Below are 14,577 nucleotides of genomic sequence, written 5' to 3' on the forward strand. Positions count from 1 at the left end.
TTTGGCTTTTTGTTTTGGAAGCTGGTTATCATCTTTTGAGATATAAATGTGATTAATCTAATGCTTTATTGATTATTCAAACCGACTTTATTACTATGCGCGAAATTTTAATTTTGGCCATCAATAAAAGCCAGTATTGAAACACAATCAGCCAAAAGTTATAAAATAAAACCGATAAATTATAAATTTGAAAATATAAATTCGAAAAATAAAAAACATTATAGGGAAAAGCATTGAAAAATTTACTAGGGAAGAGCGTCCTACTATTTGGGTTATTTTTTTTAGCTTATAGCTCAAAAATAGCTGCTTATAACTGTCCTCAGCCATTTGCTGCAGAAGTTAAGCAAAATCAGTTAACCAATAAAAAACAACTATCTACAGCAAATAGCGACTCTTTAAATCGCTCTTTTGGAGGTTGTGATACTTATAAAGAGCCGCCAACAACGCCAGCCTCTGTGTCAAGCCCGAGTTCTTCGACCACTGGAAGTTTTACCGTTAGTTGGTCACCGGCAAAGTTTATGAACTCTAGTCAAAGCTTATATAGAATTGCTGAGTCTAAAAATGGTGCTGCAGCTGTACAAATTGCGACAGTTTCTGGTAGCACAACTAGTTATAATGTTGCTAGTCGCGCTGATGGAAGCTATCAATATCGAGTTATTGCCTGTAATCCAGATGGATGTTCAAGTTGGCGAACTGCAAGTGCCGCAACAATTGTAAGAAAGCCGCCAGCAAAGGTCGCTACGCCCAGTTCCTTAAACTCCGTTAGCTCAAGCTATACTGTTTCTTGGTCTCGGCCCTCTGGGAATGTAACTCATTATAATGTGCAAGAGAAAAATGGCAGCGGTGCTTGGGTTACCGTAGCATTTAATACGAATTCTACGTCGTTAAACCGAACATCTCGAGCAAATGACAGCGTCTATTATTACCGAGTACAGGCTTGTAATAGCTATTCGTGGTCTTGTTCAGTTTATAGTAATGCTAGTCAAGTTAAAGTGGAATATCGTCCAACAAATCCATCTGCACCAGCCAGTTCAAATGCGTCTACCAGTGCATATACGGTATCTTGGAGTAAGCCAGCCGGAACTGTAAATTTTTATAGCGTGCAAGAACGAGAGGCAGGAGGTAGTTGGTCAACGATTGCGTCAAGCCATACTTCAACTTCGATAAGTCGCACAGGAAAGTCAGATAAAAAAACTTATGAATACCGGGTTGCGGCCTGTAATAGCTACAGCTGGGCATGCTCTAGCTATAGTTTACCAAACCAAATTAATGTTAGGCTAAAGCCCGCCACACCTGGTGCGGCCAATCCAACCACAAGTTCAGATTCTAACCAAGTTACAGTTAGCTGGCCCGCAGTAAGCTACGCGACATACTATAACGTTCAGCGGCGACTAAATGGTGGAGCTTGGGGGACAGCAGCCTCAAATGTAGCTGCAACAAGTAAGGTGTTTTCAAATCTAAGTGATGGCAGTTGGCAGTTTAGAGTTCAAGCGTGTAATAGTTATTCTTGGTCCTGTTCAGCTTGGGGAACAAACGGCTCTTCGGTTGTATGGCGTAAAATTCCCGCTACTCCCGCTACAGCGGCGCCTGCAACAACCACAAGCACTAGTAGTATAAGTTTAAGCTGGGGCGCAGTAAGTTCAGCAAGTTACTACAATATTCAAAAACGAAAAAATAATGGAAGTTGGACGCTTGCAGCTTCCAATATTACATCGACCAGCAAAGTGCTTAGCGGGTTTTCTGACGGTAGTTGGCAGTTTAGAATACAGGCTTGTAATTCCTATTCATGGGCTTGTTCCGGGTATAGTAGCGGTGGAGCATTAGTCGAATGGCGCAACATTCCCGCCACTCCCGCGAGCGCAAATCCAACTAACGATAAAAGTACAGGTAGTGTTACGGTAAGCTGGGCAGGAGTAAATTCTGCGACTTTCTACAATATTCAAAAGCGAAAAGGAACGGGCAGTTGGAGTAATGCGGCTTTAAATGTTAATGCTAGCAGTAAAACAATTTCCGGCTTTAGTGATGGTAGTTGGCAGTTTAGAGTTCAGGCATGTAACTCTTTTTCATGGGCTTGCTCTAATTATAGTTCGAGCGGTTCATCCGTTATTTGGCGAGCGCTACCTAGCGTTCCGGCAAGCGTTATATCGCCAACTGGAAACGCCAACGGTAGCTACACTGTCAGCTGGTCAAAGCCTTCAGGAAACGTCAGCTATTACGATTTAATTGAACGCAAAAATAGAGTCGGAAGCTTTTCTACTATTGCCTCAAAACTTACTACTAGCGCCTTTTTAGTGCAAAATAAAACGGATGGAATTTACGACTACCGCGTAAGAGCATGTAATGAATTTTCGTGGGCATGTTCTGGCTACTCTACGGTTAATTTAGGCACTCAAGTGCTTCATATACCATCCGCGCCGAGTAGCATTAATGTGCCGTCTACTGACACCGATGGTAACTTTGTCATTAGTTGGTCAGGTGCAAGCGGAAGTGTAAGTGAATACCAAGTAGAACAACTTAGCGCTGGAAACTGGAGTCGTATTCAAAATGGCAGTGTCAGTACTCAAAAATCTATCACATCTCTTATAGATGGAACTTATCGCTTTAGAGTTAGGGCATGTAATTCGAGTGGTTGCAGTTCATTTAAAGAAAGTGATTTGGTAAAAGTTTATAAAACACCGGTTACCCCGAGTGCTCCAATTGTTCCTTCAACAGCCACAGGGCTAATTGCTTTAGAATGGAATATTGCCAATTTTGCGACCTATTATGATGTGCAAAAGCGGTTTAATTCAGGCGGTTGGGTAGCAGCTGCTTCTCAATTCACTTCGGTTCACTTTTTTGACAATATTAGTAGTGATGGTAATTGGCAGTATCGCGTAAGAGCATGTAATAAATATGCATGGTCATGTTCAGCTTTTAGTCCTGCGTCGCAAAATATAATTGTAAGGCTTGCACCTAACGCGCCTGCAGGTGTTACCCCCAATATCAGCCAAAGTACTAACGGAAACTTTTCAGTTAGTTGGAGTAAGCCTTCCGGTAACGTGTCTTATTATGATATCCGCGAGCATCAACAAGGCGCGGGTAGCACAAAAAGTGTTGCTCAAGGCTTAAACGCATTGAGTCTTACCTTAAGCGATAAACCCAGTGAAGATTATTCTTATCAAGTAAGAGCCTGTAATGAATTCAGTTGGGCTTGTTCTGCCTACACTGCTTTTTCAAGTGTTGTCCAGGTTAAGCGAGTGCCCTTAGTCCCTGCAATGGTTGCTCCTAACCTAGACTCGAGTGAAACTGGCGAATTTCTACTTAGTTGGAGTAATGAGTTAGAAGCAAGTTATTATGAAGTTCAACGCCAATTTAATAGTGCAAGTTGGACCTCGCTCGGTAATCATTCAGAAACTCAACTGAGTATCAGTGAAACCAATAACGGTCTTTTTCATTATAGGGTTAGAGCTTGTAATAAAGTCGCTTGGTCATGCTCTACTTATAGTCAACCTAAGTCAGTTGAGGTAGATATAGCACCAAGTTATGCGTCAAAAGGAACACCACAGATCCCTGATGCGAATGTTATGCCGTTTAATTTTGTAGATGATCAACTTTATTACGTTGGCTCCGTAAAAGCAGAAGCAGGGGTGTCGGGTGGCGCTGCGGTTTATAACATTCCTATCACATTACCACCTGGGCGGGCCAATATGCAGCCGAGTGTTTCGGTCAATTATTCCTCTAAAGCGGGCAATGGAATACTTGGAGTAGGCTGGTCACTGTCAGCAGCTTCGGCCATTAGTCGCTGTGCTGCTACTTACGAGCAAGACGGTTATGCCTTAAGTGTTCAGTATTCACAACAAAAAGATCGTTTGTGCTTTAACGGGCAGCGCTTAATCGTTACAAACGGCGCGACTTACGGCAGCCACGGTGCGGTTTACCATACAGAAATGGACTCGTTTGCTAAAGTCACGCAAACTGGTGACATTAATGATTACAATGCTTCGTTTAAAGTAGAGCATAAAAATGGTTTAACGTCTTATTTTGGTACTGATACTAACTCGCGGGTTAAACCAATCGGTGCTCCGGCAACATTAACTTGGCAAATTCAACGCAGCCACGACGCAACCAACAATAATTACATTCATTATGTTTACCAAAAATATGGCTCGGGTGAGCATTTAATTAAAGACATTTATTACACCGGAAACTCAGCATCATCTTTGGGTGATCGCAGAGTGAGTTTTTCTTATAGCGATAGAGCCGATCAATCTTTTAGTTACTTAAAAGGCGGTAAAGCCGAGTTTACGCAGCGCCTAACGCACATTAATACTTATGTAAACACAAACAGTTTGGTAAAGGAATACCGGTTTGAAAACAGCACAAGCCGCGCGACTAACAGAACCTTATTAAATAGTGTGCAAGAGTGTGGTCCTAGCCGCTGTTTACCAGAAACAAGTTTTAAATGGAAAGATGCGCCACATACTTATGTGCTAGAAGAAGCGGGTTATGAAGAGTCAGGCTCCATTGTTCCTATTTACACCTTCACTGATTATAACCGTCATGACTTTGTGTTCGAAAACTTAATACCAAATGCCGATCACGATGGTAACGGTACTCGAGATTGGCAAGACTATTCCATTACGCCTGAAGGTCAGTTAGACGAAGTGCTCAATACCGAGCAGTCTTTCTGTAACTTTAACGTTGTTAGCAATCAATATGACTGCGTATTTGCTGACTTTAATATTGATGGCGCAACCGATCCAATAAGGCTTCGCCAGGTAAGCTCTGCAAACCCAACCGGTGCATTCTTGGTTGATATTAAGTTAAACAATAACTGGGTTTATAATGTTTTACCGGTGACTTTTGGTCAGGCAAAGTACGAGGGCATTAAAAATATTGCCGATATTAATGGTGATGGCTGGCCAGATATTTATTTAACTCGAGTTTACAATTCACAGCTGTTATTTGAAGTTTATTTTAATACTAAAAACACGCAAGCGCCTTACTCTGTCACTCATCGCTATGAAGTGGGGCGGCGCTCAACCAATACCGTTGAGTCTGCTAGCGTGAGAACACCTAGCTATGTGTTAGCGGGCGATCTAGACGGCAACGGGCTACCCGATTTTATACTGTCACGTACATTTGTTACCGGTACTTCGTTTAATGAAGCGGCCTTTTTAAGTGATGTTGATACACAGGGTAACTATAGTTTAACAAGTGCATCATCTTATAGTTTTCCGCCGCCGCCAACTGCTGTTTTTGGTGGCAATGACATGCACTTTTATCAAGCATTAATTGATATTAACTCAGACGGTTTAGCTGACTTAGTCACTTGGGAAGATGGTGAGACTAATCGCCACACTTTAAATTATCAGCTTAATTTAGGTAATGGTACTTTTTCTTCAACCAAACATTGGCTAGGTGCAGATTCTTATTTAGCGGCTAAAAGTTACGTTACCTCATTTAAAATTAATTCGGAAGAAAACGCGGTTCAATACGAGCCCAAATACCCCACTAATTTTATGGACGTCGATGGCGATGGCAAAGCTGAGTTACTCGTTCCTGCCGAGCGAGTGGTAGTCGGTTGTACCTATGTGAATGAAAATTCTGGGTTTAGTTTTAATGTGGTTAAGCGCTGCGGAGACGCAATTTACAAAGACTTTAAACATAGCGATGTGAATAGCAATGAAACAATGCTTGTCGACCCGCGCAAATTTGACGACTCAGTTTATCGGTTTGACGCCATTAAATGGGAGCTTAATTCTCAAGGCGTTTACCAAGCGAAACGAGTACCTACGCAAATCCATGGAACAGTAGGTGAAGTCGCGAGCTTGGATGCCACTGGTGATGGTTTGCAAGACATGGTTTTTGCTTTTGGGCCACGTCGTTCCGTTTATGGCGCTTCTGAAGGCAAGCACAATAGCGTTGATACCAGTACCAGTTTTGGTAAACGATACGGTTTGTGGATTAACCGCAATAAAGGCTCGGCAGACTCTGGTGAACGTTATGCTGCAACTGATTTAATGAAATCTGCGACTGATGGTTTGAATGTTAGATCAGAGTGGAACTTTTTACCGCTATCGAGTAGTGAAGGTGGTACTAGCGAGCACGCGCATTATGAACCTGATTTTAGTTACATGGGGGATGGTTATTTTCACTTTACCTCAAGCATGAACGTGGTCTCAACCTATAAAGTGAGCGACGGCGTCGGCGGTTTATCGGAAACTCAATATGCTTATAAAGCCGCGGTGTATCATGCGTTTGGACGAGGCTTTCAAGGATTTAGAAGCATCATCGTTGATCAACCTTCAGGGATCCGCGCAATAAGTCATTTTCATCAAAAGTTTCCTTTAGCAGGAAGTATCGAAAGTATTGAAACTTGCTTAATTGAAGATACTGGAAGTGGTTGTTCTACGCCACTATCAACCACTAAAACTTATTATAAAGAGGTTAAAACATCTAATCATGATACTTGGTGGGTTTTTCCAACATTAACTATCAAACAAGAATTTGATGTGGCGAATCGAAGTGATCAATTGTCTAGCAGCAAGAGTTATGTTGGGCTAACTGATCCGGGCGACGGCACAACAACACCTAGCGTGAGTAGTTCGGCGTATGATTTATATGGCAACATTAAAGAGTCAGTTTCTATTGTTGACAACGGCTATAGTCAAGTAAAAGTAACTCAGCAAACTACTTTTGAGCCTCAATATGAGCAATATGGAAAACCAAGCAAAACGACCAAAACATTTGAAACCTTGAGTAATCATAGTACGGTATACAACGCGCAATTAGATGGCAAAAAACAAATTGAAACCACATACGACTGGACGGCAGCACTAAAACCGAGTGAGGTAAATGTTACGCCTACCATCGGTGGTGGAAAAACCGTATCGACTCGTACACTTTATAATAATTATGGTTTGCCAACATCGGTCACGCTTTCTAGTCCAGGCGAAGAGCCAAGAACTACCAGGACTGAATATACAAGTGATGGCTACTTTGTTGATAAAGTGATTAACGCTAAAGGTCACGAAGCTCAAGCTTCTACTTCTGCTAAGCATGGTCAAGCTTTGTGGACTAAAGATGCGAATAATATTTTAATGACGAATAGTTACGATGAGCTTGGCCGCTTACAAAGCGTTACCCCGCAGTCTGGCCTAGGCCAAACAGCCTACACTTATTTTTCTAAGTGTGATGGGGGCTGCGATGGCGTTTATAACTCGAATATTCGTTACAAAGTGATTTCGTTACAAGCCGGAGCGCCACAAAGCATTCAATATAAAGATCAGTTTAACCGTACGCTAGTCACTTCTACGCAAGGGTTTACCGGCGATAAAATTTATCAAATGGTTGATTATGACGCACTGGGTAGAAAAACTTTTGAGTCTATTCTTTCCGACAATACCGCAGAAACTAAAGGAACTTCCTATGCAAGCTATGACCCACTAGGGCGCTTACTCGAGAAGAAAACCGACACCACCTCAATTGAAAATATGCAGGTAAAGTATGCTTATAACCGGAGCGAAACTAAAATCGAGGTGACGCCTTCACGCGGTATCCCAATAACAATGTATCGTTACTATAGTGGCAATGGTCAGTTAATTAAAACCACTGATGCTAATGGCTCTCATACCAGTTATGCTTATGACGCCATGGGTAATCCTATCGTTCTACAAGACGCCAACAATGTCGCTATTACAGCAAGTTATAATGCGCTAGGCCAAAAGCTATCGGTTAACGATCCTAACATGGGAGTCAAAACATTTAGCTACACAGGCTATGGTGAAGTTGAGCAAGAAATTGACGCCAATAATGCCGCTTATCATTACGATTATGACACTTTAGGGCGCTTGGTTAAGCGTGAAATTAATGGCAGCCCTGATGCTGAGTTTCTGTTTGATCAATCAGCGCAGGGTAGTGGCGGTATTTGCTATGGAATGCCTTCTGCAGAAATAAAGGGAACGGGCAGTCATTACAAACGTACTTATTATTACGATTATTTATGTCGCCCTGTGGCAACTAACACAAAAATAGATTCAGCAGAGTACACCACAAGCCAGCAGTATGACCAAAATACCGGCCGAGTTAAAGCGGTCACTTACCCTAACCAATTGACGGTAGAAAATCGCTACAACAATTTGGGGTATTTAAGTAAAGTACTTAACCCTGTGAGCGGATATGTTTACCAAGAAGTCACCGCGACTAATTTTAAAGGCCAACTAACCGAAGTGGCGAAAGCCAATGGTGTAATAGAAGAGACCTTTGATTATGACTTAGTGTCTGGTGCTATGCTAAAAGTTACTGCGGTAAGTAGGCTAGCAACTAGCTCTCAGCGGCATAGAATTGTATATCAATACAATGATGGTTATGGCAATTTAACTCAGCAAAACGTTGAAGTTTTTAACGGTAGCCGCTACATCGCAGCGCAAGAAAATTATATTTATGACAAGCTTCATCGTTTAATCACCTCTAAACGAGTTAGTGACGGCGTTAATTTAGGCGACATTAATTATCGCTATGATAGCGTCGGTAACTTCACCTATAAAAGTGATTATGTTGCAGGCTATGGTTATTTATATGGTAACGCGAGTAAATCGGCTGGTGGTAAAGCGGGGCCTAATGCAGTAAGGCAAATTACTAATTTAAATGGGCAAGTCGTTCAATACCAGTATGATAACAATGGTAATATGATCAGCGGTGATGGTCGTACGATTAACTACAATGCGTTTAATAAACCGACTAGCATCAAGAAAAACGGTATTACCAGTGAGTTTAGTTATGGTGCAAATCACATGCGCTATAAGCAAGTTAAAAAAGGGCTTCCAACGGGCACAGAAATCACTCACTACATAGACAAAACTTATGAAGTGATTGAGCGAAGTGGGGTAACTAAGTTAAAAGCTTATGTAGGCGATGCCATTATCACCCAAACCGTTGGTGGCAATAACGCGGGATACGATATTGGTTTTGTTCATAGAGACCGTTTAGGCTCTGTAGTAACCATTACTGACGAAAACGGTAATGTAATCGATAACAAAAGTTATGATCCTTTTGGTAAACCACGTAAAGGCACTTTTGAAGTTTCAAGCTCACCCACACTAAAAGATATTAGTTCTCAAAGTGGGTATATTGCGGCATCAGATGATATATTGCTCACCACACGCCGAGGGTTTACTGATCATGAGCACTTAGATGATGCGCAGTTGATTCATATGAACGGGCGAATCTACGATTACAATTTGGGGCGTTTCCTTTCTGTTGACCCATTTATATTTGATCCTGGCAACTCGCAAGCACTCAATCCATATTCGTATATTATGAATAATCCACTTGCGGGAACTGATCCGAGTGGTTATATCATTGTTCCTATTATTAAGGCAGTCGTAAAACAAGTAGTTAAAAAAGTTGTAAAAAAAGAAGCTAAAAAATCAGCTAAAAAAAGCATGAGAAAGCCTTCTAAGAAGACGAAACCAAAATCTCAACCTACGCAGCAAAAGAAGCAGAAAAAACAGTCTAATGGTAAAGATAAAAATCTAAAGAAAAATGGTAAACCAAAGAAAAATCAGAGTAGTAAAAAAACAAAACATGGAGAGCCTGTTAAGGAAAAAACTTGGCGTGACTCTACTGGTCGAAAACAAGTGGATAAGGAGTATAAATCTGCTAAACAAGCTAAAAAAGCGGCCAAAAAGAAAGGCTTGTTTAAAAAGAAAGGGAAGCCCGCTCGGCCAGAAAAACATAAGAAAGGCAAAGACCACTATCATGATAATGATCATAATAAACGGGATAAGCCTAATGTGCATTACAGTTTTGATAAAGACAATAAGAGTTAGGGACTATGCTAAATAGACATCATAAGTTTTATATTAAAAATTTTATTGAAAACTTTTTGAAAGGAAGCCATAAGCCAAATTGGTTGAAAGCTCTATCTTCTTTTGATGAATTAGTTTGGAATGAGTTATCTGCTTGGCAATTTTGGGAAGATGATTTTATATCGACTGAAGAAAAATTAGATTGGGAAGATAATATATATAATCTAACAAATTTGAGTTCAATTCAGAAGCAGCTTGATAGAATATGTGTCGTTATCAGATTAGGGCACGACAACGCCTGCATTCAAGATGTTATGCTGTCAGAAATAATTAATTCCGAAATCTATATTTTGGAAGGCATCGTAATAATTGAGCCGTTAAGGTTGGCTCTAATTATTAATCATGATGGTGGTATTTTAGTCTGCGAGAAAAAAGAGTAAGGAATATAAAAGCAATAGATTTTTTCACAGTTGTTGAGGTTGAGTTTCAATGTTCATACTCAAACTCGTAACTGTGAAACTCTCCATATATGAAGTTGTTATTGAGGATGAGTTGAGATAATTGCTCAACAGTTGGGCTATCGTCATCTCTTTCTTCATCCCAGTCATCGAGATCGATTACCCTTACATGCTCTATGTCTTTTACCGAAAAATTATCAAGCTCTACATATTTTTTCATTTTTTCAATAGAGAGCTCTAGATCTATTGCGGTAACATATAGATGAACATAAGCACCAGCTTTATCATTAAATGTTTCATTATTTTCATTTGGCACTAGGTTTACAAAGAGTTCATATATTTTCATGAGTTTTTTCTTTCTGTTGCTTACGCAATAGTTAGTTTAAAAGTCAGCGAAGTTAGAACTGACTAATTTTGAAATTAGCTTGTTATTTTATATATATTCGGGGTCAGTGTCGATTTCTAGACTCCTTTAAATCCACAAAAAAAGGGACGCCCACAACTTTTTCAAAAAACATCTCAAGATAAATTTGACGGCGGCGCGAGTTTTTATTAGTTTGGTTTAAAAGGATATCATAGAAAAAAAGGGACATATATGGACGCCTCCATAATGTCAAGGTGTAGTTATCCTTACCATGGCTAAAATTAACCACGATGTTTTGTGTTGCTCCATTTTTTAACTTTTCAAATTTAGCTGATATCTACTGATGCCGGTTTTAGCGAAATAGGTACTGACATATATTCGGGATCTTTGTGAGATTATTATTATCAATCTCGTCCCCTGATAAATTCCGTACCGACTCGTCTTCAACACCCAAACGGTATCAACGAATTGTCAATTGTACCGTGTCCTTTCCAGACTTAGAGCCGGTCGGAAAAACCGTTAGTCATCATTCAATCAACCTATGTTGAAAGGCTAAATATTATTACCAATAGCTAATGCATTTTCTATCTGTTAGTTGCCGTACTGTGGCGAGTATTTTTCCTGCTTTTGTAGCAATATCCAAAGTAATCGAGCCAGTTTGTGAGCAACAGCAACGACCGCTTTATTCATACCAATACGTTTCACCAGGCTAGCCATCCAAAGGCTCAGTTTATCCTGTTTGTTTTTTTGAAAAGCGAATCGCGGCTCTGGCACCATGGATAAGTAATGTTCTAAGATAACGATCTCCCCGTTTAGTAATTCTCCCTGAAAAAAGAGGACACCCACAACTTTTTCAAAAAACATCTCAAGATAAATTTGACGGCGACGCGAGTTTTTATTAGTTTGGTTTAAAAGGATATCAAACCAGAAGGGATTTCAACGATGACTCGCGCTCGCAATTCAATAATTGATTTAGCTTCAACCACTTATTACCACTGTATCTCTCGTTGTGTTAGGCGCGCATTTTTATGTGGCGAAGATAAGTTTTCTGGAAAGAATTTTGAGCATCGCAGACACTGGATAGTCGAACGAATAGCCTATCAATTAGATTCGTTCGCAATTGAAGTGGCGAGTTACGCCATTATGTCAAACCACTACCATCTTGTGCTTAGAGTCGATGACGACAAAGCTAAGAGTTGGAGTGAGGCCAATGTTATTCGGCGCTGGAAACGACTCTATAAAATTCCGCCTGTGGTACAGCAGTATATTAAAAATCCAAAGGCGCAAGGTATCGCTGAAGTAGCTCAAGGTATGATTCAAAAATGGCGAGAGCGACTGATGGATATCTCTTGGTTTATGCGTGGTTTAAATGAGTATCTGGCCAGAGAAGCGAATAAAGAAGATGAATGTAAAGGTCGATTTTATGAATGCCTTCCATGGCATTCACCCTTCGGGCCATCGTCGTTCCTCCGATGTTCAAATTTGGTTCCAGACCAATTTGTGGGAAGGACGCTTCAAATCTCAACCACTGTTAGATGAAGCCGCAGTAATCACCGCAATGAGCTATGTCGATTTAAATCCTATCCGAGCGAAAATGGCGAAGACGCCAGAAAAATCTGAATTCACTTCAATTCAACAGCGGATTAAACAACAACAAAAAGCCAAAGTTCAAACCCCAATTCCCTTAATTAAACTTACCCAATCAAAACAAAAACATAAAAATGCAATTAACGTAACCCAGCAAGACTATATCGAGCTAGTCGACTGGCTAGGCCGCGCGATACTTCCCACAAAACGAGATTATATTGAACACGATACACCGACAATACTAAACCGTCTTAATCTCCATGCTGATGAGTTTGTTTCATTGATGAAACAAAAAGACGATTTATCGCAACTCAGTGTCATTGGCTCTCCCAGTGCGATTACGCATTTTATGGATGTAGCAGAAAGAAAATTAATCAAAGGGCTTTCTACAAGTCAGCGATTGTTTCTTTAGCTAAATCATATCTTATCAACTCTAAATACAATAATCAGCTTGGCTGAGGCTTAGTGTTTTTCGAATTCATTAATCTTGCAATCAATCGTTAAGAACTTAGTCAAGACGATATAAAAAATTTATGTCTAAAGCCGAGAGGGGCGCTTTTAAGTGATGCGGAGGTATTGTAGTATTAGAAAGAGATGAAAATGGGTGTCCTTGTTATTTTCCAGGAGTCGGAGGTGCCGCTGCCAAGCTAATTAAGAAGCTTGAGAAAACACCGCTTACTGACCCTAAGTTATTTAGAAGTGTTAGAGGTTGCAAAGCTAATTGCAACATTAAAACCGGGGAGATCTGGGAAAAGGATTTACTCCACACAAATCAGCCACATTATGAAGTTTACAAAAATAAGAAGAATTATGACAAAGGTAAGCGTAATAGGGCGGTTTGGGAAGATGGCAGACTAAAGCAGGAGTTTAAAAAATGACAGAAAATGAACTTGATGAACAAGCCTCTCAGCTAACCAAACTACTCAAAGGTAATGAGGTGTTTGAGTGTATAAGAAATGAAGAGGGTGAGATTTTAGTTAAGTTTACAAACGGAATGAGGTTGTTCGTAAATTCAGATAAACCACTGGATTTATCTGTAACTTAGTCCAGTCTACTTGCACCAAAACAAAGCCTAGCTATTTAGCTAGGCTTTGTTTGTGCCGCCGTTAATGATTTGGCGGTGTTGTCCTGTCCGCATGTCCGTTAGATGGTAACTAACAAATTTCAAGCTAGAATTGTTCGCTTCTTGAACAGTTCAGTTTGGAATTTTAGATTTTAATTTCAGATAATCTAAAAAATTAATCAAAAGGGTCGTAGCATTTGATTTTTTTTATTCTTAAATAATAGAGAAAAAGAAGCACCAAAAGCTCTGTCAGAAATGGCAGAGCTTTTTTATTTTTAGAAGCTAATTTTTAGTGGCTTGTTTAAGCTGAACCAACCTTTGAACGAATACTATTAAGGTAGTTTATTAGAGTATCAACTTGCTCTGCATTAGTTGCTAGTGGATATCCTGCTGGTTGTGATCTTAAAACATCATGAGTATCTACTAATAGCAGATCTGATTCTAAGTAACGCTTATAGTCATCCATTGACATATCAGCCATTGTTACAATATCTACGGCTTCAACATCTTGATTTATTTTAAACATTTTATAAGTCATAAAAATTCCTATTTTATTTTAATATTTAACCGTTAGCTTGATGCAGAACGGTATCTAACATATCGCTGACAAATCGCTGTTTCGCTTTTGGCAAACTACTTAGCTGTTGAATTTGTTGTTGGACTAGAAAAAAGGACACCCACAACTTTTTCAAAAACCATCTCAAGATAAATTTGACGGCGGCGCGAGTTTTTATTAGTTTGGTTTAAAGGATATCGAACTAGAAGGGATTTCAACGATGACTCGCGCTCGCAATTCAATAATTGATTTAGCTTCAACCACTTATTACCACTGAGAAAAAAAGTGAGAAAAAAAGGGACACCCATAACTTTTAAAAAAAACATCTCAAGATAAATTTGACGGCAGCGCGAGTTTTTATTAGTTTGGTTTAAAAGGATATCAAACTAGAAGGGATTTCAACGATGACTCGCGCTCGCAATTCAATAATTGATTTAGCTTCAACCACTTATTATCACTGTATCTCTCGTTGTGTTAGGCGCGCATTTTTATGTGGCGAAGATAAATTCTCTGGAAAGAATTTTGAGCATCGAAGAAGCTGGATTGTCGAGCGAATAGCCTATCAATTAGATTCATTCGCCATTGAAGTCGCGAGTTACGCCATTATGTCAAACCACGATCACCTTGTGCTTAGAGTCGATGACGACAAAGCCAAAGGCTGGAGTGAGGCCAACGTTATACGGCGCTGGAAACGACTCTATAAAATTCCGTCAGAGGTACAGCTGTAAATAAAAAATTAAATAAATAAGAAATCAACA

The 14,577-nt window shown here is 40.0% G+C and carries 9 protein-coding genes and 1 pseudogene; 6 read left to right on the forward strand and 4 right to left on the reverse strand.

Annotated elements, in window-relative coordinates; all coding sequences use genetic code 11:
• Positions 1 to 233 precede the first annotated feature (233 nt).
• Together ACUR5C_RS07200 and ACUR5C_RS07205 are read left to right on the forward strand one after the other, a co-directional pair.
• Complete coding sequence (locus tag ACUR5C_RS07200) at positions 234 to 9,812, forward strand: SpvB/TcaC N-terminal domain-containing protein (protein WP_454467677.1); 9,579 nt, start codon at positions 234 to 236, stop codon at positions 9,810 to 9,812.
• A 5-nt stretch (positions 9,813 to 9,817) separates the two neighbouring features.
• Positions 9,818 to 10,231 (forward strand): hypothetical protein, encoded by a 414-nt coding sequence (locus ACUR5C_RS07205; protein WP_454467678.1) that lies wholly within the window; start codon positions 9,818 to 9,820, stop codon positions 10,229 to 10,231.
• Positions 10,232 to 10,277: 46 nt separating this feature from the next.
• Here ACUR5C_RS07205 and ACUR5C_RS07210 read toward each other — a convergent pair whose 3' ends face one another.
• Together ACUR5C_RS07210 and ACUR5C_RS07215 are read right to left on the reverse strand one after the other, a co-directional pair.
• Positions 10,278 to 10,595, reverse strand: coding sequence for a hypothetical protein (locus ACUR5C_RS07210; protein ID WP_454467679.1), 318 nt, complete (start codon positions 10,593 to 10,595; stop codon positions 10,278 to 10,280).
• Positions 10,596 to 11,204: 609 nt separating this feature from the next.
• Positions 11,205 to 11,433 (reverse strand): annotated as a pseudogene (locus ACUR5C_RS07215) (transposase); the annotation flags it as partial.
• 122 nt (positions 11,434 to 11,555) lie between these two features.
• Between ACUR5C_RS07215 and ACUR5C_RS07220 the strand changes: the two are divergent.
• The 3 genes from ACUR5C_RS07220 to ACUR5C_RS07230 all read left to right on the forward strand — a co-directional run bounded on the left by ACUR5C_RS07220 (position 11,556) and on the right by ACUR5C_RS07230 (position 13,245).
• Complete coding sequence (locus ACUR5C_RS07220) at positions 11,556 to 12,152, forward strand: hypothetical protein (protein ID WP_454467680.1); 597 nt, start codon at positions 11,556 to 11,558, stop codon at positions 12,150 to 12,152.
• A gap of 19 nt (positions 12,153 to 12,171) precedes the next feature.
• Positions 12,172 to 12,612, forward strand: coding sequence for a hypothetical protein (locus ACUR5C_RS07225; protein WP_454467681.1), 441 nt, complete (start codon positions 12,172 to 12,174; stop codon positions 12,610 to 12,612).
• A 462-nt stretch (positions 12,613 to 13,074) separates the two neighbouring features.
• Positions 13,075 to 13,245 (forward strand): hypothetical protein, encoded by a 171-nt coding sequence (locus tag ACUR5C_RS07230; RefSeq protein ID WP_454467682.1) that lies wholly within the window; start codon positions 13,075 to 13,077, stop codon positions 13,243 to 13,245.
• Positions 13,246 to 13,564: 319 nt separating this feature from the next.
• On the opposite strand, the gene ACUR5C_RS07235 is transcribed toward ACUR5C_RS07230, so the two are convergent.
• Both ACUR5C_RS07235 and ACUR5C_RS07240 read right to left on the reverse strand, forming a co-directional pair.
• Positions 13,565 to 13,801, reverse strand: coding sequence for a hypothetical protein (locus ACUR5C_RS07235; RefSeq protein ID WP_454467683.1), 237 nt, complete (start codon positions 13,799 to 13,801; stop codon positions 13,565 to 13,567).
• A gap of 25 nt (positions 13,802 to 13,826) precedes the next feature.
• Positions 13,827 to 13,955 (reverse strand): hypothetical protein, encoded by a 129-nt coding sequence (locus tag ACUR5C_RS07240; RefSeq protein WP_454467684.1) that lies wholly within the window; start codon positions 13,953 to 13,955, stop codon positions 13,827 to 13,829.
• Positions 13,956 to 14,223: 268 nt separating this feature from the next.
• On the opposite strand from ACUR5C_RS07240, the gene ACUR5C_RS07245 reads away from it, so the two are divergent.
• On the forward strand, positions 14,224 to 14,547 hold the full coding sequence (locus tag ACUR5C_RS07245; protein WP_454467685.1) for a transposase: 324 nt from the start codon (positions 14,224 to 14,226) through the stop codon (positions 14,545 to 14,547).
• The last annotated feature ends 30 nt before the right edge of the window (positions 14,548 to 14,577 follow it).

Source organism: Aliikangiella aequoris (genome assembly GCF_053709105.1).